At 31.7% G+C, this 26,267-nt stretch carries 21 protein-coding genes, 1 pseudogene and 2 riboswitches (1 of these 24 cut by a window edge); of the genes and pseudogenes, 4 read left to right on the top strand and 18 right to left on the bottom strand.

Annotated features, from left to right (window positions below; genetic code table 11):
* Window positions 1-124 precede the first annotated feature (124 nt).
* Complete coding sequence (locus tag IGK54_RS04500; RefSeq protein ID WP_002358159.1) at window positions 125-1,795, top strand: PucR family transcriptional regulator; 1,671 nt, start codon at window positions 125-127, stop codon at window positions 1,793-1,795.
* Window positions 1,796-1,849: 54 nt separating this feature from the next.
* Here the strand turns inward: IGK54_RS04500 and IGK54_RS04495 are convergent, their stop codons facing one another.
* From IGK54_RS04495 to IGK54_RS04480, 4 genes are all read right to left on the bottom strand, one after another.
* Window positions 1,850-2,275: a universal stress protein gene (locus tag IGK54_RS04495; protein ID WP_002358161.1), complete on the bottom strand. Its 426-nt coding sequence runs from the start codon at window positions 2,273-2,275 to the stop codon at window positions 1,850-1,852.
* Entirely contained in the window at window positions 2,275-3,873 is a 1,599-nt protein-coding gene (locus tag IGK54_RS04490) for an Nramp family divalent metal transporter (protein ID WP_002382010.1), read from the bottom strand. The genes IGK54_RS04495 and IGK54_RS04490 overlap by 1 nt, the downstream gene beginning before the upstream one ends.
* A gap of 267 nt (window positions 3,874-4,140) precedes the next feature.
* Window positions 4,141-4,656 (bottom strand): AAA family ATPase, encoded by a 516-nt coding sequence (locus IGK54_RS04485; RefSeq protein WP_025192791.1) that lies wholly within the window; start codon window positions 4,654-4,656, stop codon window positions 4,141-4,143.
* A 46-nt stretch (window positions 4,657-4,702) separates the two neighbouring features.
* Entirely contained in the window at window positions 4,703-5,272 is a 570-nt protein-coding gene (locus tag IGK54_RS04480) for a Flp pilus assembly complex ATPase component TadA (protein ID WP_025192790.1), read from the bottom strand.
* A 240-nt stretch (window positions 5,273-5,512) separates the two neighbouring features.
* Window positions 5,513-5,680, top strand: a riboswitch (M-box (ykoK) riboswitch).
* A 44-nt stretch (window positions 5,681-5,724) separates the two neighbouring features.
* Here IGK54_RS04480 and IGK54_RS04475 point away from each other — a divergent pair.
* The 3 genes from IGK54_RS04475 to IGK54_RS04465 all read left to right on the top strand — a co-directional run bounded on the left by IGK54_RS04475 (window position 5,725) and on the right by IGK54_RS04465 (window position 8,893).
* Entirely contained in the window at window positions 5,725-7,497 is a 1,773-nt protein-coding gene (locus IGK54_RS04475; RefSeq protein ID WP_025190697.1) for an ABC transporter permease subunit, read from the top strand.
* Window positions 7,498-7,585: 88 nt separating this feature from the next.
* Window positions 7,586-8,365, top strand: a complete 780-nt coding sequence (locus IGK54_RS04470; protein WP_002360638.1) for an ABC transporter ATP-binding protein — start codon at window positions 7,586-7,588, stop codon at window positions 8,363-8,365.
* A gap of 62 nt (window positions 8,366-8,427) precedes the next feature.
* Window positions 8,428-8,595: riboswitch (M-box (ykoK) riboswitch) on the top strand.
* A gap of 64 nt (window positions 8,596-8,659) precedes the next feature.
* Window positions 8,660-8,893, top strand: a complete 234-nt coding sequence (locus IGK54_RS04465; protein WP_010777507.1) for a hypothetical protein — start codon at window positions 8,660-8,662, stop codon at window positions 8,891-8,893.
* A gap of 190 nt (window positions 8,894-9,083) precedes the next feature.
* Here the strand turns inward: IGK54_RS04465 and IGK54_RS04460 are convergent, their stop codons facing one another.
* The 14 genes and pseudogenes from IGK54_RS04460 to IGK54_RS04395 form a co-directional block, all read right to left on the bottom strand.
* Window positions 9,084-9,842 (bottom strand): site-specific integrase, encoded by a 759-nt coding sequence (locus tag IGK54_RS04460; RefSeq protein ID WP_010825123.1) that lies wholly within the window; start codon window positions 9,840-9,842, stop codon window positions 9,084-9,086.
* Window positions 9,843-9,899: 57 nt separating this feature from the next.
* The gene (locus tag IGK54_RS04455) at window positions 9,900-10,232 is read right to left on the bottom strand and encodes a phage integrase SAM-like domain-containing protein (protein WP_010825122.1); all 333 of its coding nucleotides are present in this window, start codon (window positions 10,230-10,232) and stop codon (window positions 9,900-9,902) included.
* Between the two features lie 50 nt (window positions 10,233-10,282).
* Complete coding sequence (locus IGK54_RS04450; protein WP_002408082.1) at window positions 10,283-10,654, bottom strand: DUF771 domain-containing protein; 372 nt, start codon at window positions 10,652-10,654, stop codon at window positions 10,283-10,285.
* A 1,239-nt stretch (window positions 10,655-11,893) separates the two neighbouring features.
* Window positions 11,894-12,448 (bottom strand): ABC transporter permease, encoded by a 555-nt coding sequence (locus tag IGK54_RS04445; protein ID WP_241408306.1) that lies wholly within the window; start codon window positions 12,446-12,448, stop codon window positions 11,894-11,896.
* 160 nt (window positions 12,449-12,608) lie between these two features.
* On the bottom strand, window positions 12,609-13,472 hold the full coding sequence (locus IGK54_RS04440; RefSeq protein ID WP_010824512.1) for an ABC transporter ATP-binding protein: 864 nt from the start codon (window positions 13,470-13,472) through the stop codon (window positions 12,609-12,611).
* A gap of 54 nt (window positions 13,473-13,526) precedes the next feature.
* On the bottom strand, window positions 13,527-13,865 hold the full coding sequence (locus IGK54_RS04435; protein ID WP_010824511.1) for a hypothetical protein: 339 nt from the start codon (window positions 13,863-13,865) through the stop codon (window positions 13,527-13,529).
* Complete coding sequence (locus IGK54_RS04430; RefSeq protein WP_010824510.1) at window positions 13,855-14,097, bottom strand: helix-turn-helix transcriptional regulator; 243 nt, start codon at window positions 14,095-14,097, stop codon at window positions 13,855-13,857. Before IGK54_RS04430 ends, IGK54_RS04435 begins: the two co-directional genes overlap by 11 nt.
* 474 nt (window positions 14,098-14,571) lie before the next feature.
* Window positions 14,572-15,657 carry an alcohol dehydrogenase catalytic domain-containing protein gene (locus IGK54_RS04425; protein ID WP_010825119.1) on the bottom strand — a complete coding sequence of 362 codons (1,086 nt, stop codon included), beginning with the start codon at window positions 15,655-15,657 and terminating at the stop codon, window positions 14,572-14,574.
* Between the two features lie 3 nt (window positions 15,658-15,660).
* Window positions 15,661-18,423, bottom strand: a complete 2,763-nt coding sequence (gene lanM, locus IGK54_RS04420) for a type 2 lanthipeptide synthetase LanM (protein ID WP_010825118.1) — start codon at window positions 18,421-18,423, stop codon at window positions 15,661-15,663.
* A gap of 2 nt (window positions 18,424-18,425) precedes the next feature.
* Complete coding sequence (locus tag IGK54_RS04415; protein WP_010824507.1) at window positions 18,426-20,585, bottom strand: peptidase domain-containing ABC transporter; 2,160 nt, start codon at window positions 20,583-20,585, stop codon at window positions 18,426-18,428.
* A 1-nt stretch (window position 20,586) separates the two neighbouring features.
* The gene (lanM, locus tag IGK54_RS04410) at window positions 20,587-23,508 is read right to left on the bottom strand and encodes a type 2 lanthipeptide synthetase LanM (RefSeq protein WP_010825116.1); all 2,922 of its coding nucleotides are present in this window, start codon (window positions 23,506-23,508) and stop codon (window positions 20,587-20,589) included.
* 25 nt (window positions 23,509-23,533) lie between these two features.
* Complete coding sequence (locus IGK54_RS04405; protein WP_010824505.1) at window positions 23,534-23,731, bottom strand: class II lanthipeptide, LchA2/BrtA2 family; 198 nt, start codon at window positions 23,729-23,731, stop codon at window positions 23,534-23,536.
* Window positions 23,732-23,754: 23 nt separating this feature from the next.
* Complete coding sequence (locus IGK54_RS04400; RefSeq protein WP_010824504.1) at window positions 23,755-23,949, bottom strand: plantaricin C family lantibiotic; 195 nt, start codon at window positions 23,947-23,949, stop codon at window positions 23,755-23,757.
* Between the two features lie 756 nt (window positions 23,950-24,705).
* Window positions 24,706-26,267, bottom strand: a pseudogene (locus IGK54_RS04395) (MSCRAMM family protein) (its annotated part continues 151 nt past the right edge of the window); the annotation flags it as partial.

Here is a 26,267-nt window from a genome sequence, read left to right as displayed (position 1 = left end):
GTGATGACTTGGAACTTTTTTCTATTAGTATAAGGATACCTTATTTTCCCTAAAATAGTTTTGTAACATCTTACAATAAATACACTTAATTTTTAGATAATTCATACAAAAGGAGGCCTTGCTAATGATGACGGTCAATGATCTACTCCATGCAGAAGAACTACCTGGTTTAACCTTATTGACGCACGAGACCAATTTAGATGCGCCAATTCTACAAGCAAATATTTTAGAAAATCCTGATGCTTTTGACTGGTTAACGCCAGGAGAAATTTTATTAACTACCGGCTATATTTTCAAAGATCAGCCTTGCTTGCAAAAACGTCTTATTCAAGAACTAGCAAATATGAACTGCGCTGCTCTAGGCTTTAAAGTCCAACGTTATTTCAATGAAGTTCCACAAGAGATGATCCAATTAGCGAATGACGTCGGATTACCAATTCTCTCAATCCCTTATAATTACAACTTTTCTCAAATTATTTCATTGGTCAATCGCCGAGTCAATCAACCTGACGAAACGATTAGCCAACATTCTGTTCATATGCATAATAAATTTTATACAATTATCAAAGCTGGCGGAAAAAGTACCCAATTACTGGAAGTATTAAGTGCCGCGATTCAAGCGCCTGTAATGCTTTTAGACGAGCGTTTTCAGATTATGAATCATTTTGATTTACCTGATGCACCAACAAGAATCACCAGTATTTTAAACAACGCGACTCTCAAAAAACAGTTTGAGACAGCTTTAAAAGCCCAGAACAATGAGCTACTATTATTTTATAAAGAACCATTGACTGTTGAATTTTCCTTAGCGAACCATCAGTTATCTTTGCGAATTTTACCCATCAAAAAGAAAAATCTCAGCTTATCTTACTTAGTGATTTGGCAAACTACCAAAAAATTACAGACGATTGATTTATTATCTGTGGAGGTCTGTGCTCACTACCTTTTACCACAACTTCAATTAGAATCTTCGGAAAATTTAACAACGAGGCAAAAGATTGGGGCGCTGTTTCAAGACCTTATCCAAGAAAAAAATACCAATCCTCAAGCTTGGCAAGAATTTAGTAATTATCTGCAATTAAATGAAAAAGATACATTTAGTCTCTTGCTTGTAGCCATTGAACAATTGGAACAACTGTTTAATCCGACTATTCAAATGAATAGCATTGGCCATCAATTGAATCATATTTTAGAAGGATATCGACAAAAAATTACTGCCTTTCCTACACAAACTGGCTTTATTTTATTACTAGAAAATCCAGCACAAGAGGAAGCCACCTACCTTGCACAAACCACTCATCTTGCCAAGAATTTACTAGAGCAACTAATGAAACTGAATCCAAAATTATCATTTAAATTAGCGATTGGTCCAACTGTCAAGAAAATCACCAATCTGTGTGATTCTTATAAATTAGCACAAGAAACATTCCACTTAGCACAAGCAAGTCAAGAATTACAACAACGAACTATTTTGAATTATGACGACCTCTTTTTTTATCGTTTAATGATCGAAACCCTGACCAAACAAGCCAAACAAAAAATATATCAACGATTGATTGAACCATTAGAAAAAGAAGATCAAAAACATGAAAGTTCCCTACTAGAAACCATCAATACCTACTTTCAATCGAATAAAAATATTTCGTTGACTGCCACAAATATGTATGTACATCGTAATACAATTATTTACCGCTTAAAAAAAATAGAAGAGATTCTTCACTTAACTTTAGAATTTCCTGATAGTTCGCTACAACTAAGTTTGGCTGTTTATTTATATAAACAAAAATTACTATAAAAAGGCCACCACGAATAGTAAATCGTGGCGGCTTTTTTAACTGTTTCAATTTTGTTAGCGAATAATCATTACAGAAATTGGGGCATATCGAGCCATATAAGCTGCTTGGCTACCAAAAAAGCTTTTTAATTTGCTAGTTGACTTGGAGCCAATAATTAACAAATCTGGTTTATTCAAAGGAATAAGCTTATTAATAATTAATTCTCCTGGGTTCCCTTCATTGACAATTACACTTACTTTATCGATGCCATTCGCTAACGCTTCTTGTTGATATTTTTCCGTTTGTTTCTCTAATTTCGCCAACTGTTCTTGCCAATAATTTTTATCTAACGATTGGTAAACATTAATCTCTTTCTCTTCTAAAATCGAAACAATAACCAATTCAGCTTGTTCTTCTTTTGCTTTTTGGATAGCATAATGAAATGCTTTTAACGCATCTGGCGACTCTTCAACACCAACCATAATTTTTGAAAATTTCATTATTTAACCTCCTCTACTTGTTGCTCCATAGCTGCAAGCTGCTGTGCGTATCGTTTATCACCTTTATATAATTCTACAACCGTCCAAACTAACAAGAGGATGACGAGTGCTATGATGACATAAGCAATATTATCGGCTAACGTAATTTGACTCGCTGTCGGATTATCACCGAAGAATCCTTCAATTTGATCAGGTAAGCCTTTCATATTGAGGTAAATTAAGCCAATGACAGAAACCCAGCCTAATAATTTAATTAACCACGAGTTTTTAAAATGTTCACCCATTTCAACACGGCTATCTGTAAACATCAGTAAAGGCAACATCGAAAATGGCAAAGCAAATGCTAGAAAAACTTGTGAATTGTTCATTAAATTATTAATCGCGATATGCTCTTCCACTGTACTTTTCCCGCTGGTCATTAAAACACAGATTAAGACAGGAATAACAGATAACAAACGTGTGACCATCCGACGTAACCAAATTGGTACGCGCATATGAATAAACCCTTCCATAATAATTTGACCAGTTAAGGTTCCTGTAATTGTTGAATTTTGTCCTGATGCCAATAAGGCTACCGCAAATAAAATTGATAAAATTCCAGAACCTGCAATATGCGCTAAAATAGAATTACTCATAACCGCTGGATTTGATAAAGCATCAAACAAACCAAAGAATGAAGGATCTTTGACACTGCCGGATTTAAAAACGGCCACACCCATAATCAATAATAAAGAGTTAACAAAAAATGCCATCGTTAATTGAATATTAGAATCCCAAGTTGAAAAGCGTAAAGCGCGTTGAATATCGGTTTTATCTTTACGATCAATTTTACGACTTTGCACAACAGAAGAATGTAAATACAAATTATGAGGCATCACTGTTGCACCAATAATCCCCAATGCACCTGTCAGTGGCGTTTGCCCATTCACCGCATGTGATGTAGAAAAAGCTTCTGCGCTAGGAACCAGCCCTTTAATTACATCTCCCCATACTGGATTTGACAATGCCACTTGATAAGCAAAAATCACAAAAATAACAACAATTAAAGCAACAACAATAGCTTCAATTTTTCTAAAACCAATTTTTGTCAATAACAATAAAAGTAAAACATCAAATACCGTAATGAAGACAGCCAGACCTAAAGGAATATGAAATAATAAATATAAGGCAATTGCGCCCCCGATAACTTCAGCGATATCTGTAGCCATAATTGCTAACTCTGTTAAAATCCATAATACAATACCTAACGTCTTACTAGTTCTAGCACGAATCGCTTGTGCTAAATCCATCTGTGAAACAATGCCTAATTTAGCCGCCATATATTGGAGCAACATTGCAATCAAACTGGAAATTAAAATAATCGACATCAATAAATATTGAAAATTTTGTCCCCCAGTAATTGAAGTAGACCAGTTTCCTGGATCCATATACCCCACTGCTACCAATGCTCCTGGACCTGAGTAAGCAAATAACGTTTTCCAAAAACTCATATTTTTAGGCACGTCAATGGTGCCATTAATTTCTTCAAGCGAAGGACCATTTGCATATTCAATCAAATGATGTCTTTGCTTTGGTTCATGTTCTTCTGAATTTTTCAATTCAATTCCTTCTTTCGTTTTGCAATAATTTTAAAAGGCCCCTCTATCAGAAGGTTAACCTCTAATATATTTTAGGTACACCTAAAATATACTGCTAAAAATAACAAAATGCAAGACTTGAAAGAAAATTTTGACAGTGTAAAAATAGATTGTCGTAAATGTGCGATCTTAAAGTTTGAAGAAATCAGGGTAGCTGGTAGTTGATTATCTTAAGAAGTAGAAAATAAGAGACCTAAGTCATTTCGGCTTAGGTCCCTTATTTTATTTTTATTCGGTTATTCTATTAAGAATGGTTGCTACAATTTCTGTCGTGTCAGCTGAATGATTTCTAAAAATCTCGGTAAACTTAATCTGACGAAAACCTTCAAGTACTTCGGGCAACTTATTTTTCCCCCATTCAAAAGTTCCATCATTTCTTTTCAATAATCTTTGTAAAATTTCTTCTTTCTCGACCGCTAACAAAAAATGATAAACGTCAATGCCTGCTCGTCTCAGATATCCAATCAGCTCTTCTTCATATTCTTTTTTATAAAGGGTCATTGGAACAATAATCGGCCGTCCAGACTCTTTGGACATTCGTTTTAATAAATGAGCATTCCAGCAACGCCATTCCTGATACTCTTGAAAATCATTTTCTTTCATTTCTTCGGGAATTAACTCCATCAATGCACTACCAATAATTTCTGGATCATAAATGATTGCATTGGGAAGTTTTTGTTGTAACTCATGTGCAATGGTCGTTTTTCCGGCTCCAAACGCACCGTTTAACCAAATAATCATCATAATTTCCTTTCTTCTGAACAAATTTCTTTGTTGTTTAATTTAGGTGCTAGATTACTTTTAATTTTTTTAGCTTTTGTATTTGTTCATCTACGCTATGTGTGCCATCTAAAAGATAGTCTGAACTTGCTGATACATTTTTTTCATGTTCTATAAATAGCGGTCTAACATTATTTAAATAGTTATGGGCCCACTTAATAATACTTTCTCCTTGAGAATAAGAATAATCTCTAATCACTTGGCGAGCAAAACAAACATCTAATGGCGTTTTCAGGTAGATCACAATATCAATAAAAGGCTTCAAATCATCGTGTAAATAGCCAAATGGAAAGTCTATAAAAATATAATTAAATTTGCCTTGAGCATTCACAGAAAAAAAGTCTTTCATTAACTGGGTAATATCGAATAAATTGACTGCAACGTTGAAATTTTTTAATAAAAAAGCATGGGATGGTGCCGATGGCAAAGCATCAATACTATAATCATCGAATGAAAGTATATAAGCATTTTCAACAGTATCAGATAAAGCATTAATGAGTGTCGTTTTTCCACTTGCTGTCACACCGCTAATTACTATCACTTTTGTTTTCAATACACTACCTCCCAAAATTTTATCCATTCACTTATAGTTACTACTTACATCTTTAACAGTAAACGAGACAAACTAAAAATACAACATCCTACGCTATTAACCTCGGGTTACATAACATACTCATCTGATAATTTCTCCCTAAAAAAACAGAATGTGGGCAATCTTTTTAAGAATCATTGAATAGAATAACAACAAACAGTAATTCAGGTATAACCAGCTAGAAATTGTTTTATTTTTAGTCACGAGTATGATAAGCATGTAAATCAAATAGAATCATATTAGGTGAGGTTACTCTGAAGAACACAGGTTATCGCTCGGAAATGTCGAGAGACAGTAACGAGTAAAGCAGGGATTGTCGAATTAAGGCTTTCCTAAGATAACTAGAATTTTTTTCTTACGTCTCAGAAAGCCAAAGCTCAATTATTGTGATTACCCTATAATCTTCTTCTTTTATTCGGCGACCTCTTTAATATGATTAATTGGAGGTTTTTAAATTGAAAGCTGTCACTGCATCATCTAAGAAAAATACCCTACTTGCTAAAAGTATCGGGAATCTTACCTTGCTCATCATTTTAGGCATTTTCATTTTTATCATCGTCTTCTCTTGGCTAAAAATGAATCGCCCTCTCCACACCCTTCCCTCAGAAGAATTCCTCGCAACACCAAGTAAAACAGATGATTTCTTATCTCCATCAAATCTTTTTTACTTTTCAATTCGAACCATGTTTCGAATGATTGTGGGTATGGCTTGGTCCTTCCTGTTTTCCTTTATTTTTGGTATTTTAGCCGTAAAATATAAAACGGCACGAAGAGTCATTTTACCATTAGTTAATTTCCTTGAATCCGTTCCATTACTAGGCTTTTTGACCTTTACAACTGCTTGGTTACTTGGTTTATTTCCAGGAAATGTGATGGGCGCAGAAGCGGTTGCTATTTTTGCCATCTTCACAGGTCAAGCTTGGAACATCATGTTGACTCTTTATCAAATAATGGAAGTTATTCCTTCAGATCTAGTCAATGTGACCGATCAGTTCAAGTACAATGCTTGGGAAAAATTTTGGCGTCTTGAATTTGTTTACTCAATTCCTGGCTTACTTTGGAACGTTATTATTTCTCAAACTGCGGCTTGGTTTGCCTTGGTGGCCAGCGAGCAAGCTTCTGTTGCCTTTCCTAAAGAAACCAACCTTTATTTACCAGGAATTGGTTCTTATATCCAAGTAGCATTAAATCGAGCCGACTTTAAATCCTGTTTATGGGCTGTTTTTGCCTTATTAATCAATGTGGTGATTTTAAACTTTTTAGTTTTTCAACCTTTAGTTCGAGCCACTTATTATTTTAAATATGAAACAGATGTCGAAAGTACGACGCCACCTAAATCCATCATTTATCATTTATTAAAAAAAGCAACTTTAACGAAATACTTTTCAAAAGCTTTTGTGAAATTCAGTCATTTTTGGATTTACGATTTACCAAAAGTTTGGTACTTTTTCAAGCTAGACTATCTCTATCGATTACTAGCAAAATTACGCCATTTCTTCAAAACATTATGGTATGTCAGCTTAACCATTATTGGGGTTTATTGTTCTATTAAGCTCTATCATTTCTTGCCCCATCAAGATTTCAGCATGATTCCTAGATTAACCCTTTATACTACACTACGGGTTACCTTGGCCATGGTCGTTGCTGGCATTATCTTTACTCCCTTAGCAATCTGGGTTGCGAATGATAATCGGCGCTTAAGTATCGTTCAACCGATTGGACAAATTTTAGGCTCCATTCCGTCAAATGTTTATACTCCATTCATTGTGTTGATTATTAGTATGGGCTTCAACAAATTAGAATGGTGGATTTTACCACTCATCATGGTTGGTTGCCAATGGTATTTTTTCTTTAATGTAATTGCTGGCTACTTAGCCATCCCTGATGATATTCGTGACGTGACCAAACTTTTTAAATTATCTAAATGGCAATGGTGGACAAAATTTTTGATCCCTTCTATTTTACCTTACCTCATTACAGCAATTATTAACGCTGCTGGTGCTGCTTGGAACGCTGATATCGCAGCAGAAAGCATTCAATGGGGCAAAAAATCAATAGATGTTACTGGCCTAGGACAATATATTGCGGCAAACGATGGCGTAAAAGATAAATCTGCCTTAGGAACCTTAGCGATGTGTTTCGTTGTTGGTTTATGTATCGCCTTTGTTTGGCAACCTTTATATCGAGCAGCAAAACAAAAATTTCACTATTAATAGCTGGACGACTCAACTCGACTAAATTTTTAAGATAAACTAGAGAGGAGAACGATAGGTGATTTACCTTGACCTATCTAATAAGACGATGGAAAATAAAGAATTATTAAGCATAAAATCAGTATATAAAGAATTTGAAATTGAAGGACATTCAGAACATTTAAAAGTCCTTGAAAATATTGATTTAACAGTTAAAACGAATGAATTTTTAAGTATTATCGGACAATCAGGAACAGGAAAATCAACGTTGCTCAGAAGTATCGCTGGACTTCTTCGTACAACTAGAGGTGAAATTACTTTTGAAGATAAAATCATTAATGAGCCTGATGCCAATATCGGCATGGTTTTTCAACATTTTGCCCTTTTTCCTTGGTTGACAGTTGAAAAAAATATCAGCTTTGGCTTAGAAAACCGTAAAGAAATTTCCCGTGAACAAATAAATAAAAGAGTCAGTAATCTCATTGAAATGATTGGTTTAACTGGTTTTGAAAAAGCTTATCCCAGAGAGTTATCTGGTGGAATGAAACAGCGTGTAGGCTTTGCTCGTGCTTTAGCCATCGAACCTAGCTTATTGCTCTTAGACGAACCTTTTTCAGCTTTAGATATCATTACAGCCAGCCAATTATCTAACGATTTATTAGAAATTTGGCTAAACAATCAAATTGCGACTAAATCAATTGTGATGATCACGCATGATGTTCAACAAGCAGTTCAACTTTCTGATCGGGTTGTATTAATGGATGCAAATCCTGGTCGTATTGCCAAAATTTACTCAATCGATATCCCCAGAAATCAACGTTCGCCAAAAACAACCATTGATATTGTAGAACAAATAACAGAAGAAATGGTTCGTCGCATTCATTTGTAAATAGAACTGTTTTGACTTCTGCTTATGTCTTGACAAAGAGTTACTTAAAAGACTATTATTTCTTTGTAATAAGTTAGGTGAGGCTCCTATACAAACATAGGCTATTGCTCAGAAATGTCGAGAGACACCAATGAGTAGAACAAGACTGGTCGAGGAGAAGGCTTTTCTCAAAATAGCTAAGAGTGATCTTTACGTTGTATAGTGCTAAAGCTCAACGTTCATGTTGATGTATCTTTTTAGTCTCTAGTCAATCAGTTAAGTACTTTTATTTAAAATTAAGAGAGGAGTGAAAGTATGACTACTATGTTAGCAATCATTGGAACTGTTGCAATCATCACAGTTCAAGTTATTGAATATAATATGACAGAAATTCATATTCCTACTGCAGGAACATTTAATGACGATGATGCAGAACCCCCACATTCTTCTGTAACCCTTGTATTTATTCGCACTATACTTATCACTCTCTCACTTAACTTTCCATCTCATTTTTTTGAGATGGTTTTTTTTATGTATTCTAGAAAATAATAACGAAAAAGACTGTTAAATCAATGATTTAACAGTCTTTAGTATACCGGCGGCCAGAGATTGTTTACCTAAAATACCGTCAAATACTTTATAAACACTGTCATTTCAACGTTTCACTTTAAATACTTTTAACTATTTTTCATTTTCTCGCACCATCTTTGCACCAGCTAATTTGGTATTAAATAACAAATTAAAAGAGTGAATTCATCAATTTGCGCGTTTTAGATCGTGTTCTAACTTCATATTCCTGAAAGACATGATAGTATGTTTTTCTTATTTCTTCTGGTTTATCTCCAACAATTAAAGCAACTTCTTCTACTGAATAGCCTTGATAGATTAAAAAAGAAACAAAAGTATGTCTGCAACAATGCATAGAAAATTTTGGTTTATCAGTTATGCCACATGTCACAAGAATTTTTTTAATCTCAATATTGGCCTTTCGGTTGTCACAGGCACCTTCTTGCCAATCAAAGAAAATTTGTTTACGTGGATTTTTAATTTGATGAAACTGGCATTTTTTCTGTTGATATTGCCAAAACTCTTGCAAGAGTTCTGCCAAGTTCTGTGGCATTTCTACCTTACGATAGCTATTTTTATTTTTACAAGGAAGCCAATCGCTTGAATTAGACGGCGGATTCATATGATCATAAGTTTTGTTTATATCTACAAACCCTTGTTCAAAGTTTAAATCATCAATTGTAATCCCAACTATTTCAGAAAAACGGCAACCTGTAAGTAGAGAAAAGATGATTACATAATAAATAGAAGATTCTTTATCTCTATGTTGAACAACATACTGTAAAACTTTTTTATACTGAGTATCATCAATATACTTTTGATAAATCGGTTTTTCTTTAGACTTATCTCCAAGTCCTCTCAAAGAACTACCAGAAGTAAACTCAATAGGAATATGCCCCAAAGCAAAAGCCTGTTTGACACAAGCACGCATATGAGTATGAAACTTTTCTAAAGTAGCTGGCGAATAGTCTTTAGAAAACCGATTTAATTATTCTACGTACTTATCATTTGTTAAGTCAGATAATGGTGTATCACCTAAATACCTTTTAATATATCTTTTAGTATGCTGATAGTGTCCTTGCGTTTTTTTGGAACAAGCTTCTTTTTTATATTTTTGAAAAAACCATTCAAAATACTCATAAAAAGGAAGCGTAAACGCCATACGTCGATCTTTTGAAGCGACGGATTGCGCATGTTCCACTGCTTTTACCGCTTCAAATTTGGTATCAAAACTACCTAAGGTCTTATTTCTGTATTTTCCGCCTTCCTTTTTTACGCTTACAAAAGCACGCCACTTTGTTCCTCGTTTGCTAATTCCCATTTAAATCGCCTCTTTTAAAAAGGGCTTTTAAATAGCTATGGTCAAAATAATTATACCGCATCTATCTGAAAACTGGTAAAAATCTCGGAAAAATACTCTTCAATAAACATTAACATCTTACTTTCTAATATATAATATTTGCCAGCACTACCACCTTTTGGATACGAGACACAACCATTGGGATTTTCTCTTATATCTAAGATTTTTTTAAATCTCGGATTTAAAAGAATTCGTTCATTAAACATTGGTCGACTTAAACAAGTATGTTTTTTCCTAAACGCTTCTACAGAAATACAGTTTCCTTTAAAACCCGCTCTTATTAAATGATCGTACTCCTCTCTTTGAATTAGAATGAAATTTTTCGGTAAGAGTATTTGAGCACTATATTCTATCACTTGTTCCAATTTTTTCACTTCTTTCATCCATTCAGTTTAAATTGTTTATTTTTCTTTCTATATGATAAATATCTCTTTAAATCTATCAGCTGCTTTTGTCAAAAGCATCATAGGAATTTCACCTCTCCCCTCGTTATGGCGAGCCTCACGGAAGTATCATTAGTTCATTTACGAATCTTGGCCTTAATTGACAGTTAAGTTGCTTTAGAAATTATTCGCTCGAAGAATTTTTTTCTTTGTCTTGGCGTAGCTAAAACATGCTCCCCGTATATGGAAGGTACTGATAGATTTTTATTTAGTTGTCAAAGAACATGAGCTGGAAATTTAATGGTTGTTTCCTGCTTCATATCTATAACAACCAAAACATTCTCTTTTTCAAGACACTAAATAGATTAAAAAAAGTATACTCAAAATTGACACAAATGACGTATGCCCAACTTGAATATCCTACTGTTTACCTGTAAACAATCAGAATATGAAAAAGAACCGACAAGGTATGCCTCAGTGTCATTCAGTTAAGAAAGCAGGAAAACATTTAAGCTTTCCTGCTTTTCCTATGTAAAAGTAATAGAACTTAACAAAGAAGAATTTAATCCAGTTTTGTATTTTGATAAAGAAGTAAAACAAAATAACAATACTAAGTTCTAAAATATAACCAGTTAAAAATAAAAAAGTAATTCTTGTAGAACAAGTTGTACCCCCCTCTAGAAGACATGTCTTCTAGAGGGGGGTATTGTTAAAGATCACTTAAATTACAACTTAATTTTATTCAATTACACACTATTGTATATACGATTTTTCTTAACTTAATGACATTGAGATATACCTTGTTGATTCATAAATCATAATAACCTCTAACTCTAATCACCTTGTTATTCAATCCAATTAGTAAAAATTTTGAAAAACTACCAATTCCACTATAGAAAGACTAGTAACTTTAAAATATAATTGAATATTGGGACGCAATCAAAGAAATTTACGATATGATTTTGGATTCCTACACGTTTATATTTCAAGGTTTTTTTCACCTTAAATTTAAAAAATCAATCCTATTTAAACAATCGTAAACCAATATTTGTGTAAAATGATACCTATGATTCCGGCAACAACACAACATATTAATCTAGAAATCCATATATTAATTATTGTTGAGTCCAATATTTTATAAAAATATGATGCTGATTTAGAGGATATATACATAAGTATTAACCATTTAATGATATCTTTATACTCCATATGAGACACAACTTTCGTTAGTAAACTTAATCAAACTTCTACCCGTAAACTTTTTTTTAATACAACTGTAAATAATACAAATATTGTTATTAAACTAATTATATATTGTAATAGTGTAAATACATTCGATCCTACGGTAATCGGCAAATAGTAGCCAGGAAAATTTTCTACTACCGCTGATAAAAAAGGATTTGAATATCCATAAACTATATTAGAAAGCAAATTAGGGATAAAAAGCAAGAAAAGTATTAATATACCATACACTGCACCACTACGAAATCCCGATAAAAATAAACAGTATCCACATAAAAAATAGATTACTATGACTAGAATTACGTCAAGTATGAATCCTAATAAAAATATTATCTCTAATTTTCCTGGTACACCTAAGTATTTAGATATGATAAATAAAATTATTCCAATAGCAGAAAATATTGCGCCTACAAATATAGAAATAAGTATGTTACCAATAATATAACCTAGTCTATTTTCTTTTGAATTATATATCAAACTAATAGTTTTGTAAGAAAAGTCATTATTTATTAAATACGTAGACTGGAGAACCATTGCTGTTATCCCTAACATACAATAGAAATTCGAAATATGTTTAATTGTAAATGGTGCAGAATTAACTAAAATAATGTAACACATAATAGATGCTGGGAGTATACTTATCATCAATCCTAGTGGTAAATAGCCACGCGTTATTAGTCTTTTTAGATTATACGAGACGTACCCTGTTATATTAAACTTCATTTTTTTCACCACCAAATTTATCTAAATAAATATTACGAAGAGTATTTTTTTCAGTATGACAATCAATTATAAATATATTTAACTCTTCTAATAAAGTAAAAACGTCACTACTATTTAAGCTTGTCTGTAATGTCAACGTATCTTGAGTTACATTATAAATATTCCCTAATTCTTGCTTATTGATAAACATAGTTAAATCATCATTGTTGGAAAAGATAATTTTTATTATGTTTTGCGAACTCTGATTAATTGTTTCTTCTCCAATAAGAACACCATTTTCTAAAAATAGAATCCTATCACAGATTATTTCTATATCTTCTAATTTGTGGCTGGAAATTAATATACCTAAATCCGTTTTAATAGCAAGTTTTTTCAGAGCGTTCAACATTTCATATGATGATTCAACATCCATTCCATTAGTGGGCTCATCTAGTACAACATAATCTGGATAATTTAAGATAGAAATAACCACTGCTAATTTTTGCTTCATTCCCAAAGAATATTCTCTAACCTTTTTATTCAATATTTGATATAAATTTAGACTTACTAATAAATCTTTGAATTCGTTTATATCAAATTTATTCCCATAAATTCTAGAAAAATATATTAAATGTTCTAACCCAGACATACTTGCTATTAGTTTTGGCTCTTCAATTAAATATCCTATCGAGCTATTTCTCATAATAGATCCATTAAAGTTAAGGATATTTTCAGTAATAATCTTCATTAACGTGCTTTTCCCTGCACCATTTCTACCAACTAATCCTATTATTTCACCTTTTTTAAAATTGAAAGATATATTATCTAATACACTTGTATTGTTATAAGATTTAGATACTTTATTAATATTCATATTCTTTCTCCTAACTGCTAGTCAGCATATTCATCCTATGATTTTTATAAGTAATTAACATAAATCTTGTTTATATTTTTTAAGTAAGTAAATTAAAGATATAGAAAATGCTAGTGCATATTTGAATAAGAATAGTATATTTTGCATGTATTCTTTAGGAAAGAATAAGTCACACAAAACAATGGTTACCAACATATAGCAACATACATTTAAATGAATTTTTGTTGTGCGCTCATCTCTTTGTCCCAACTTTAATAACAGATATACTAAAGTAATAGAACTAATCATTACAAGTAAAAAACCAACACCAATAAGTAAATTATAATTCCCAATACTTTTTTCTGACCATTCATTTAAGGCGTTAAATGAAAATCCAATAGATTTATTCATCATTATTTTGTCCTCCTAAATCGTATTCAAAAATCTCTGTAAGCGGTACATTAAAAAAATTTGATATTCGAAATGCTAATAGTAACGACGGTACATAGTTTCCCTTTTCCATAACAAAAATTGTTTGTTTAGATACACCAACTCTATCAGCTAATTCTTGTTGTGATAGTCTGGCTAAAACTCTATATTCGTAAACTTTATTACGTATAGATTCTTCGTGTATTTTTTTCTTCATATAGTCACCCTACTTATAGTTAATTAACCGTGTGAAAAACGTTTAAACTTAGTATTCATAAGCAGTTCAGGGGAAAATTTTTCCTTTGTTATCTAAATTTACAAAAGTAATATACTAGTATTCAGACAAAGATAATCACTAGGGACCAGTTCTTTTAACTGATAAAACGATGTAGAGAATATCGTAAAGATTAATTATTTATCCAAAAAACAGTCCTAACTAAAATTAAAAGCACTTAAACGAATTATTTGAAGTTATTCAAGTAACTACCGAGTATTTTCATAGCTTTCCTTACTTTTATTTAGTTATGATTCAAAAATCTTTTTTCGTGTTGAAAAAGAGAAAACCCCTAGCTTTTGAACCAAATTTAACAATTTTTTCACATCTCTACCCAAATATTAAAGTAAAGTTTAACAAAAGTAAAGTTAAATGTACTAAAAATCTGAATAATTTTAAATTTTTAGTACACTGTAATTAATGGTAGGTTAAAGACACCTTACCTATTTTATTAGCGTTAAAAAATGAACGATCTATAAAATCTAGGTATTGGTTAACGTTATAAGATTTATCAATTACAGGTTTCACAGAGAATCTTTCCTCTAAACTGATAGCATTTTGCAAATCTTCATATGTTCCTAAGCAGTTTCCTATAAATGTAATATTTTTCATTACTCCCATACTTAGTGCTCTTCTTAAAATTGGCTCATTTTCTATAGGTATTTTCTCAGATAAAAGAGGGTGTTGATTTAAAAGCCCACAAGTTATATAAGTGCCTCCAATTTGTAATAAATTTACTGCATTTTCTACATTAAGATCAAAAAAAGGATCAAAAACGTGCGTAATATTTCGCTTCATAGCTTGCAAAGATACGTCTTCTAAACGTTCCACCTCACAAGGATATATATATTCTTTTTCAAAATCTGTCCATGAAGTAGTAGATATACATATAGGTGTAATTCCTTGTATAAGTAGTTGACGAATAATAAACATAGAAGTTGCAGAGCGTGCGCTGAAAACTACTGGATTACCACTTTCTTTCAAAATATTAGATCGTCTAATCATACTGGAAGCAGTTTGTGAGCCTAAAGAAAAACATGCAGCTTCTTCAAGACTTAGACGTGCTGGAATTTTAATAACTTTACTTTTGTGAATTTTTAACCATCCTAAAGATGCAAAATTACTCGGTATTCCTGGTTTTACTCCATGAGGATATTCGCAGTTTGGCATGACAAAATCTCCAACATTGAAATTATTAACATTTTTTCCAATCTTAATAATTTCAGCACTAAATTCTGAACCAAATGGAAAGAATAATCTATTTTCGTTTTTTTCAGAAGTATAGGCTTCTAATAAGATAGATTTATCTCTATAGTTACAAGAAAAATATTTAACTTTTATTAATATATAATCATCATTTTGAAGATTATTTATATCAAAATCGGGTTGATTTAACTCTACTAATCCAAATAGAACATTAGTAGATCCGAATTTAACTGTTTCCATTTTTTTAAACTCTAATGAATTTTTGTATCTGGGATTTATTGCAACTAGGGCTTTCATAGTTTACACCTCCATCAGCTTTTTCTGATAATCTAAGGAACTCAAATTTAGAGGAATCAAAGGAGAGGACCCTTCATTGTACATTTTTAATAATAGTGCTGAATCAGCCATACCACTCCAGCCTAAAAAATATCCAAGTAAATAATCCCTGTTTTTTTCACCTGTATAGTAACCATTTATGTCTATTAGTTTAAGGACGGATAACCAATACTCGTTAGCTAGCATTATATACTCAGATTTTTTTGAAACTTTAAAGGAAAAAAGCAGTGATTGAAGAACACCTGATACTCCATGACAGATTGATAAATCTAAAGGAGTTTCTAATGGAAGAATAGTAGATTTTTTGGCCAAATCAAATAAATTTATGTCAACTTTTAATAAAGTAGCCATTTCTGTCAGTACCATTAATAGACCCGAATTTCCGTTGCACCATCCAACATTTTCAACAGATTCCTCAAACTTAATCCGAGTCGTTTCATGAAATATATTTTTACATATATCTAATCTGTCCAAGGCATAATTTAATCTGAAATTTGTCCATAAAACACCTAGATTTCCGTGAGCTATTCCTTCACTAGGTAATTTGGTATTATGGAATTTTTCTGTAAAATAAATGATATTATCGATAGACGTATTAGGAAAAGTAGCATTTACTAATGCAATACCTATTGGACCTAAAAAAACATCTCCACTTTCAATATTCTCTAATTGAATTTTTGATATAGTCTTATCAAGATATTTCAGTTTTTTTTGTTCATGGTTAAACAGAAATTCAAGAGAATTTGATCCTGAAATAATTGACATTGGGGTATTTGAAACTTCTGTAGAACCATAAATAGTATTTTTAAGAGAGTTGACACCTTTAGAAGCACGAATATATAATTCATTTGTTTCTATATCATCAACGCATTTTTTATATTCTGTTAAATGTTTAAGTAGAAATAAAATACCACCAGCATCATGCAACGAAATACATGATATAGAATTGTAAGCAATATTCATGTCTCCATAAACACCGTTTAACCAACCTGTTTCAGCATTTTTAGATTTTGTAGTAATAGATTGATTTATTATTAACTTAAATAATGCATCTGGGTTGTCTATTGTCACTTCTTTTAAAACATCAGTGAACATTTTAGCTTGTGATTTTTTAGTTTTATTATTTTCAAATGTTGCTTCATGAATCCTAATTTCAGAAAACCCCTCTGCAATTAAACGTTTATCAATTAAAAGTGCCCGATCAGAAAGATTATTTAAAGAATATAAAGCATTTTCTATTGGAGACATTTCAAATGTATTGGTATTTATGTTCATTAAATTAATTGTATGCTTATTCGACCCAATTGAAAAATACGGAATATCTCCTTTTTTTAAAGCTTTTTTTTCTGCCTCAAGTACTTTACTTGCATTTTCCGATTCTGTAAACATTTTAGAAGGCTTCATATAAGATAATATTTTATCTATAGCAGACTCATCAATTAAATTTTCGGGATACAAACATGCATCCAGTAAGAAAAAATATTGAACAGTTGGTCTCACAATTATTCTACTGGTGCAAGGAAAACTACTTAATAAATCACTAATCTTTTCACGATTTACTATTACAGATTTAATACCTTCTTCATAGCCGTTAACAAAGTCTTGCTGGTATGGAAGAGGGCTAGGAAATTTATTTTTTTCTAACATTATAGGAGCTGAATCTCTAGAAACTATAATATTTTGTTTAGATATATCTACTGCATCAGTTCCTGGATTGGTCAGAGTGAAACATAATTCTTCTGTTTTTTGTGGATAAGGTGTATTAATAGCCCCAATTAAGATATTATGTGGTGCTACCATTAACTTAGCTGGAATTATACAAGTATTAGCAATAGAATTAGAGAGTTCTTTATTTAATACGTCCCATATAGAATCCTCATTTATTTCTTCGTGTGATGGTTTTAAACTAGTTTCTAAATCAATGAAATAAGGAGTAGTTCCGTTAAAAATCACATTTTCATCATGTAAATCGGTGGCACCAATACTTCTGAATACTGCTGCACACAGCCCCAAATTATAATAAGCTTCTGATAAGTCTGCCTCATCAATAAAAGTATGAGAAATAAATTTTTGCCAACCATAGCTATTTCGACATATTGTTTGAGCAATTGGTGTATTATATTTGAGCCCTTTAAACTTTAGAATATCAGAAAATATCGTGTCTATTAATTGGTCTATTTCTAGAGAACGGGGTTTATATAAAATTTTTTCTTCATTTGAAAATTCAAAACATAAAACGATTTTTGAACCATTGTGCGGATCAGAATCTAATGCATTTATAGCAGTTAAATAAGAATTTTTACTAATCATCTCATTATTATTTAATTGATCTATATCTTCCTTAAAATTTTTGCATACTGCTATAATATATAAGCTTGTATTATTTATAATTGTATGAATAATTGTTCTTAAATAGCTGTATTTGTTTAGCCATTTTTCAACCATTTGTTTATCCAGTTTCTGTAAAAACAGATCAAATGCAACGGAAGAATTTGGATTAGCAGGCATATTTAAACTCTTTCGAAATTCATGGAATTCGTAAATAAATGTTTTCTGAACGACTCTATTTATATGATATTCTATTAAAGCATGAAAACACTTTATAAAAACTTCTGTTTCTTTTTCTTGAAATGTTGTAAAAGATCTTTTTAAGGTAGTGTGTGTGTGTTCAACTATATCTTTAAAGATATCTTCTATAATATTAACTAATTTATTATCATTGTGCACAGTTATTTCTCCTTTTCAATTACCGTATTAAATAAATCCTTATAGTCTCCAGGTTGTTGGACTAGATCATTATGGTGACCTGTTTGCACAATTTCTCCGTCTCTAAGAACAAATATTTTATCAGCATTTAGAATCGTTTCTAGACGATGGGCAATTACTATTTTTGTACACTCTAGTTTAGATAGTTCTGTATATACAGAACTTTGAGAAATATTATCTAATGATGATGTAGCCTCATCCATGATTAGTATTTTAGGATTTTGAAGAATTGCTCGTGCGATATGAATTCTTTGTCTTTGTCCACCAGATAAATTTGCTCCCATTTCAGAAATTACAGTATTGTATCCCATTGGTAGATCAGAAATAAAAGATAAAAATTCTAAAGAACTACATAATTCAATTATTTTTTCTTCACTTAATTGACTTCCTAATTTCAAATTTTCTATTATTGTGCGATTATGCAAATGAGCCTCTTGAGGAATATAACTAATTGATTTTCTTAATTGATCAAGGTTATATCGTTGAAAATTAATATCTGAAAAAAATATATCTCCTTTAGTAGGTTCAAATAAACTACTACATATTTTGGCTAGTGTTGTTTTTCCGGATCCGGATACACCTACAAAAGCAACTGTTTCTCCATCCAATATTTTTAAATTAATATTTTTCAACGCTGGTTTTGTATCAGAAGTATATTGAAAATACAAATTATTTATCGAAAGATTTCCAGACTCCATAATATGATCACTTCTAACACTTGATTCAATAGGATAGTCAAATATATCCTCAGATAACTCAATATATCGTTCTACCACCATAATGTTTGAAAGGGTACTAAATATTGTATTTGAATAATTAAATAACATACTAACAGTCGATTGAATAGCTATTACTTGACCTAATGATAATGTCCCTAATTTTTCCTGATATAGACTAATAACAAGAATAATTAAAGGAAAAATAGTTTGCATTCCATATAAAACGGATCCAACAATACCTTGTTGAAGATACATCCTATGTGAAGAAGCAGATAAAAGTTTTGTAAGCTTATCTTTCCAATCAGAAAAATACGACTGTACATAGCCCCCTAGTTTTACACTATTTATAGAAGCTAGAGCATCTAATTGGATACTCTGAACACTAGATCCTTCACGCAATTCTTTATCTGTTGCAGAGTCTACATATTTTTGAGTTATAATCAAAAATAAAAACATAAACATTATTAATGTGACGATAATAATTCCCAAAGTCCAAGAACTCCAAAAAATATATCCAAGTATTACAATACTACTAACTATGTCCAGAAAAGTTTGTACCAAAGTAATTCCTAAAACATCTTGAATTCTAGTCAATGAATTTAATCTAAAAATAACTTCTCCTGGAGATCGTACTGTAAAAAATTTAGCGGGTAATGATAAGGTATGTGCGAAAGCTCCAACTAATAAATGCCAATTGAATTTGTAACTAATTTTAATTGAAAGGTAACTTCTGAAGGTGTTTAGACCAATCATCGTAATTATTGCTAATAGTAGTAATTCTATTGTTTTTACAAACGATATAGAATTTAAGTAACTACTCTTATCTATCAACGATTGTGTAAATATAGGAATAGATAAAGTCATAATTACTAAAATAATACTAGTCATTAGCAAACCTAGATAGAGACTCATCATATTATTCGGCCAAATGTAGTCTTTTTTCCAAGTATCTAATTTATTTTTTTTAACTTTTACAAAGTTTTTATTGGGTTTAGCTACTAAGATATACTGAGAAAAATCTTTTTGAAATTCATTAATTGATATTTTTATTCTTCCTATTGACGGATCCATAATGATAACATATTTTTCGCTGAATAATTCTATGCACACAAAGTGATATCCTTTCCAAAAAGCAATTATCGGAAAATCTACAACTTCAAAAGCTCTCAAGTCTTTGATTTTATAAGTTTGAACATCCATCCCCATGTGCATTAACAATTCTTTTAATTGAGTTAAGCCGAGTCCATCTCTTCCAGGTTCTTTTATTTGTCTAAGGTCCGTAAGTTTTTTATGACATCCATAAGCTTCTAAAATAGTTCGAACACAACATAAGCCACATTCCGTTTGGGCTACCTGAATAGTAGGTTTTAATTTTCTTTTATTTTTAAAAATAAAATTTTTCATTTTATACACCTAACAATAAAGGTGATATTTTCAAATCACTATTTGCTAGTTTACATAAGTGTAACAATGCCCCTGCTTTTCCTGACATTAAGCCTGGACTTAGTGTATATCGACCTTTCCCTTCTTTAAAATATTCATAGATATATGTTGGGGAACAAAATGTATTTTTTATATTATGAATCAGTATTTTTGTTTCTTCTGGAAAAGATTCGTGGACATATTCTAAAGCAGTGAGAACACCCAAACTCCCATGGCAAAGGACAGGAACGCATGAGATCGGTATGGTTTTCAATTGATTTATAACAGATATTACTGATACTTTTGGTAAAGCATCCGCTTTATAGGCCTCATAGTAAGCAATTAGTAAGCCTGACAACCCATTACACCATGAAGAGGACACATGCTCATTCTGTTCAGTTAAGTAAGTTTCGATGACACCTTCTTTATTTGTGTAATTCTTCTTGATAGCAGTATCTATATCTATAATTAATTTTTTTATTTTATTATCTTTTATTCTTTGATTAATTATAGAAAAAAACCAAAGTAAATGTCCTAATCCGTGTGCAACTCCAGAAGTCATATAACTATCAATTTCGTTAATTTTTTCATAAGCTAAATTAACACACTTATCTAAAAATTCTTGTTTTGGATGGAAAGTGTCTTGCATCTGTAAGCGCATTATAATCGCACCACTTTTTCCATTAATCATATCAAAAAAATTATTGTCAACAGTTTCTAAGTCCATTCTTAAAAGTTCCCAAGAATTAATAGCGACGTTTTTCCATCGTTGGTTATTTGTAATGGTACCTGCATGATACATTGCCCAAAGTAACCCAGAGATACCTGAAAAAGCTCCATTACCTGACAACAACACATTCCTTAATTCAAAACTTTGATTTTCGAGGATTTGAGCAGATTTTTCAAATATATCGTTGGAAATATTTGTAGCCTCAATATCAGAAAACTGATTACCTACAATAGATAGCACTAGTGCAGGACCTATTCTGCCACTATATAAATCGTATCCTAAAACTCCAGGTGTCCATCCATTATTCCCGTTTTTAGCTACTGCACCTACCCAAGTTTTTGGCAAATGTTCATATCGATCATCAAGTACTGAATTTAATAAATTTTGAGAAAACCATTTAATAGTTTTAATTATCTCTGTAGTCTTTTTTAGTCCATCACTTTTTTTCTCTATAGCTTTTTGATTCCCATTCTCTAACTCTTCTAGTTTTAATTTTCCTTCCGCGTGTGGGTCTGCTAATTTAGCAACAAATGCTAGTTGTATAATTTGTTGCTGATTAATTAAATCTTTTTGTGATAGTTTTTTCATCTTACGAATAAATTCGGATTGGGGGCTATTTTTAACTGTGGATACAATATCATTATTACTATGAATTTCTGTACCATCAAAATTTATTGTAAAGTAAGGAATATCTCCCTTCCACAATTGACTACATTCGGATTTAGTAATATTTTTATCACTAGTCATACTTAAAATACCAATTCTAGATAATAGTGAATGTGCCATATCTAAATCTTTCGAAGGTTCTGTTGCTGTTAAAACTCGTAATATTTGCTCATATCTATAAGTCATATTGTGGATATAACGAAGTTTAGCACCTTTAAAAGATGTTATTACTTCTTTACTAAAAAATTCTTTGTTTTTTAGTATTAATAAGTAGACATCAGTAAAACCATCGACAACTTTAGCACAGTTTTCATAAATCTGTTTTTCATATTCCGAGTCATTTATAAGATCTTCAGAAACAGTGGCTGAGTTATGCCATACAACTTTAATGTTAGAATTAAATCCGTTGATTAATTCAAAGGTTTTAAAAGGACTAACACTGTTTTTATCTCTAATTCCCGTGAAACCAACGTCAACTGAACCACTTTTGTTTTTATCGCTAATAGAAATTGGTAGTACTCCAGTACCATAAACAGACTTTTCTAAAGAGTCATAGGCACTATTGCTAGATTCTGGTATACCGGATCTATTGCGAGACGGGTGGAATAACGTTTCGAGATCTATTGGCAACGGTCCTTTATGTGTCCATAATATATTACTATAATGCATATCGGACGCATTCAATAAGTACATTAAGCATGCGAGTTGGCCAGCTTTATACATATCAACCTGAGTTTCGTCACTAGTTTCAAATGAGGTAAAACCGTAATTTCCACAATTAATCACAGATAACACAGGTAGATTCAAATTAAATTTATAATTGATAGCCATAATTAATTTGGTGTATCCGGCTTCTCCAGAAACAGAACGTGGTTTATAGATAATTTTTTGTTTGTCTTCAAAATAAATAATTGACACTGATGATCCGTCATTATGCGTATCACCATCAGACTTCACATACACTATTTTTAAGTCTCTATTAATATTAAATTTTTTCTCAATATCTATTCTGTATTGCTGTATTCTTTTGACAGTATCTACAATAGAGTTTATTCTACTTATTATTAAGTTAATACATCTATTCCAAGTAACAAAATACGTCTCAGAAAATTCTTTCATCTTATTTCTTTTTAGTGTTTCATTATAAAGTAAATACGAATTTTCTAATTCGACATTTTGTAATAATTTTATATGTTCAGAAAATCCTCGTATCATATAAGAGAAAGCTACTTGCGATAAATCATCGCAAATAGCTTCTTTGAAAGATAATGGATTGTGAACATAGGCGTCTAATTTGTTATTCCAAACTTTATCCCAAATTTCGCTAGTAATGGACATACATACATTATAGTATGGATATTTTTCCTCTGTTTTATAATTTACTATAGTTGGCAGTTCAATTAATTTTTTTAAATTTAATTGTTCAATATAATGAACTATGGGTAAAATATGCTCATTATAATCTTTTAACTCTAATTCGGGATAAACTTTTTTGCTGTAGACAACCATTCATTCACACCTCACATTCATTTTATTAACAAGCCCTCGTACAAACGCTTGTTGGACATGTTTTATCTGAAATCCAACCTGAAACAGCGATAGAAATAGGAATAGTAATTGTGGGTGTTCCTCCTCCTGTAACTTCATCGTCTGTTAAAGAAATTAAATCTGCCTCTAGGTATTTACCCAACTCTAAATCCACATTTGGTTCATTTTGTTTGTCATTATTCATTATAAAAGCTCCTTTTTATAAAATTATTTACACCAACCCATACATTCGTGTGTAGCTGTACACCAATTTCCTTTGTTTCCCCAATAATCACTTAATGAAAATGTATTAGTAGTGCAGGCACCGAAAACGTCATCGTCGAATGATTGATCGGCTACTTCTTCGAACCAAGCAACTTGTTCATTATTGATCAAAGTTTCGTTGTTTTCTTCATCACGCATATAGTTCACCTCCTTAGAATGTCATTATTCGTCACATGAAAACGTATAAAATTCAATGTTAATAGACGTTTCAGACACGTAACTTTTCCTTTTGTAACTTTATTTTATAGAAACAATCAGCTCCAAACTGGTAAATCAATTTACTAAAATTTATAAAGAAGCTGATTCGTATCTATCGTCAAGAAATAAAAAATACCTGTTGTGTCAATAAAGATCATTTGCCATTTACAGAATAATCAAAATAAAAAGTATGACTATCTTTTTATGCTTAAACTCTGTTCACCTTGATATTTCGTAATGTTATTTGTATGTTAGTAATTATAATTTTAGCAATATCCAAGCTAATTTATTGCCAGAATTCCCTATTTAACATTTATTCCACCCTAAAAGAACACAATCCTCTTAGAATTGTGTTTTCTTTTATTCTTATTTTATTTTAAAACAGAAAACTGAGTTATACATAGTTTTCTACGTTACAACAATATTTTAGCTTTTCATCTCTTAGGATTTGATGGAATTTGATTAATCGTCAGATCTATCTTCTTTAACAGATGTAGCTGCTGTTGCTGGAGCAGGATTTACTGTATCACTTACTACAAATACACTTCCTCCTAGTAATGTTGTTGAAGCTAATGATGTAGCTCCCAATAAGCTAATACTTTTTTCATTGACTTTTATTAGCAGGTTTCTTTTAATTTTAGGCTTTACGCTTACGAATTCTAGTCTAACAATAAAATTATTTTATAATTACAAAGAAGGTGCCTTGGTTTCTTTCCAATAGTAGTTGGAAATGGCTAAGTGTTTCACCCCCACTTGATTTTCTTTATCAATGGTTAACGTTACTTCTTGTTCAGAAGCTTTCTTACCTTTTGTAACTTCTGGATGACTTTCATCTTGCCATTTTACAGGTGTATCTTTAGCATGATTTTGATTGGTTTCTCCATAGAACAAAGTATATTGTGCCCCTTTAAACGTAGCATTTCCTTGCGTATCCGCTCCTGTATCTTTGTCTTCTTTGGTTAAAGTAGTTTGTCCTGTAATTTCTTGGTTGGTTCCTTTTACATATTCTACTGAAATAGGCACGGTTTGATTTTGATAAGCTAAGACCACTTTGACTGGTTTAAACGTATTTACAAACCCTGTACTAGCTTTGCTTTCAGTCACATAATACGTTCCCAATTCTAACGCTTTTAAACCATCTTTTGACGTTTCTGCATGTCCTTTTGTATCCGTAGTTATCGTTTGAACAATCGGTCCATCTGGGTTCTTTTTACGTATCTCAAATTGATTACCCGCTAATGAGTAATGTTCATTCCAAAGGGTGGTTCCTGTTTCAACACCTTTTTTATCTAAAACGATCTGTCCTTTTTCTCGAAGATTTTTAGATACTTTTTCAATCGTTTCACCTGCTTTTATGGTGGCAGAAACCGGCGTTGGGTCAATCGTATACGGCACTGGAACAGATTTCTCAGTAATAGTCACTTTTGTGTTATGAGGAATCCCTTCAATTAGGCTAGTTCCATCATTTCCTGTTGTCACTTCTTGTGTGGGAAACTTTCCGCCAAAATCTAAATGAAAGACTGTTCCTGGTAATTTTTGACCTGACTCTTTATCTATTTTTGTAATTTTTAATTTACCTTTTGTTTCTATGTCCAGTTTGACTGTATAAGTCGTTGGTTTATCAATGGCACCTGCCATCACGGTTTGTACACCAGCTTTTTTATAAGCAACTGGCATGCCTGTTCCTTCTGACTTTTCTAGTGTGAGTATACCCGATTTTGACTGTTCATTCGTACTCAAAGTTAATTGGTTACCGTTCACATGATAGTCAATGTTCGCAGTATTTTTGACCACTTTATTAAATTCTGACAAGTTTAATTGATTCGTATCTGTTAAAACTGTCGACTTTCCTAAGTTCAGTTTAGCTGTCGTTCCATCAAAGCTAGGTTTCTTTTGATAGTCTTGAACAACTTTATTGATTTTTGCTTCAATGCTTGGAATATCTACTGTACTGCCATCTGGTCGAGTCATGGTATGGATGGTATAGCCATTGGCTGCTTGCCAAATAATTTTTTGTGCAACGGCTTGAGTATCAGGATCTTGACCCACCTTTTTCCATAAAATGGAAACTAATTTTGCGCGGTCTGGCATATCAGGTAAAGGAATTTTTTCATAACCTGGATTGATTGGATTAATAATATTCACTTCTGGCTCAATGCAGAAAACAGGTTGCTTCTTCCCTTTATAATTAGCATAGGTAGGGGCTGTATGCGTATTAAAAACTTTTCCATTATTATATACCCCCGAAACATTGTAAA

It is taken from the genome of Enterococcus sp. DIV2384 (assembly GCF_050534975.1).
Taxonomy (GTDB): Bacteria; Bacillota; Bacilli; order Lactobacillales; family Enterococcaceae; genus Enterococcus; species Enterococcus faecalis.
This window is presented reverse-complemented; position numbering and strand designations above follow the sequence as displayed.

What these genes read in the sequence shown, in the direction of transcription:
- IGK54_RS04500 (WP_002358159.1), top strand. Translation starts at nt 125, where the DNA reads ATGATGACGGTCAATGATCTACTCCATGCAGAAGAACTACCTGGTTTA.
- IGK54_RS04495 (WP_002358161.1), bottom strand. Translation starts at nt 2,275, where the DNA reads ATGAAATTTTCAAAAATTATGGTTGGTGTTGAAGAGTCGCCAGATGCG.
- IGK54_RS04485 (WP_025192791.1), bottom strand. Translation starts at nt 4,656, where the DNA reads ATGATGATTATTTGGTTAAACGGTGCGTTTGGAGCCGGAAAAACGACC.
- IGK54_RS04480 (WP_025192790.1), bottom strand. Translation starts at nt 5,272, where the DNA reads ATGGATAAAATTTTGGGAGGTAGTGTATTGAAAACAAAAGTGATAGTA.
- IGK54_RS04470 (WP_002360638.1), top strand. Translation starts at nt 7,586, where the DNA reads ATGGAAAATAAAGAATTATTAAGCATAAAATCAGTATATAAAGAATTT.
- IGK54_RS04465 (WP_010777507.1), top strand. Translation starts at nt 8,660, where the DNA reads ATGACTACTATGTTAGCAATCATTGGAACTGTTGCAATCATCACAGTT.
- IGK54_RS04460 (WP_010825123.1), bottom strand. Translation starts at nt 9,842, where the DNA reads ATGCGTGCTTGTGTCAAACAGGCTTTTGCTTTGGGGCATATTCCTATT.
- IGK54_RS04455 (WP_010825122.1), bottom strand. Translation starts at nt 10,232, where the DNA reads ATGGGAATTAGCAAACGAGGAACAAAGTGGCGTGCTTTTGTAAGCGTA.
- IGK54_RS04450 (WP_002408082.1), bottom strand. Translation starts at nt 10,654, where the DNA reads ATGAAAGAAGTGAAAAAATTGGAACAAGTGATAGAATATAGTGCTCAA.
- IGK54_RS04445 (WP_241408306.1), bottom strand. Translation starts at nt 12,448, where the DNA reads ATGTTAGGGATAACAGCAATGGTTCTCCAGTCTACGTATTTAATAAAT.
- IGK54_RS04440 (WP_010824512.1), bottom strand. Translation starts at nt 13,472, where the DNA reads ATGAATATTAATAAAGTATCTAAATCTTATAACAATACAAGTGTATTA.
- IGK54_RS04435 (WP_010824511.1), bottom strand. Translation starts at nt 13,865, where the DNA reads ATGATGAATAAATCTATTGGATTTTCATTTAACGCCTTAAATGAATGG.
- IGK54_RS04430 (WP_010824510.1), bottom strand. Translation starts at nt 14,097, where the DNA reads ATGAAGAAAAAAATACACGAAGAATCTATACGTAATAAAGTTTACGAA.
- IGK54_RS04425 (WP_010825119.1), bottom strand. Translation starts at nt 15,657, where the DNA reads ATGAAAGCCCTAGTTGCAATAAATCCCAGATACAAAAATTCATTAGAG.
- IGK54_RS04415 (WP_010824507.1), bottom strand. Translation starts at nt 20,585, where the DNA reads ATGAAAAATTTTATTTTTAAAAATAAAAGAAAATTAAAACCTACTATT.
- lanM (WP_010825116.1), bottom strand. Translation starts at nt 23,508, where the DNA reads ATGGTTGTCTACAGCAAAAAAGTTTATCCCGAATTAGAGTTAAAAGAT.
- IGK54_RS04405 (WP_010824505.1), bottom strand. Translation starts at nt 23,731, where the DNA reads ATGAATAATGACAAACAAAATGAACCAAATGTGGATTTAGAGTTGGGT.
- IGK54_RS04400 (WP_010824504.1), bottom strand. Translation starts at nt 23,949, where the DNA reads ATGCGTGATGAAGAAAACAACGAAACTTTGATCAATAATGAACAAGTT.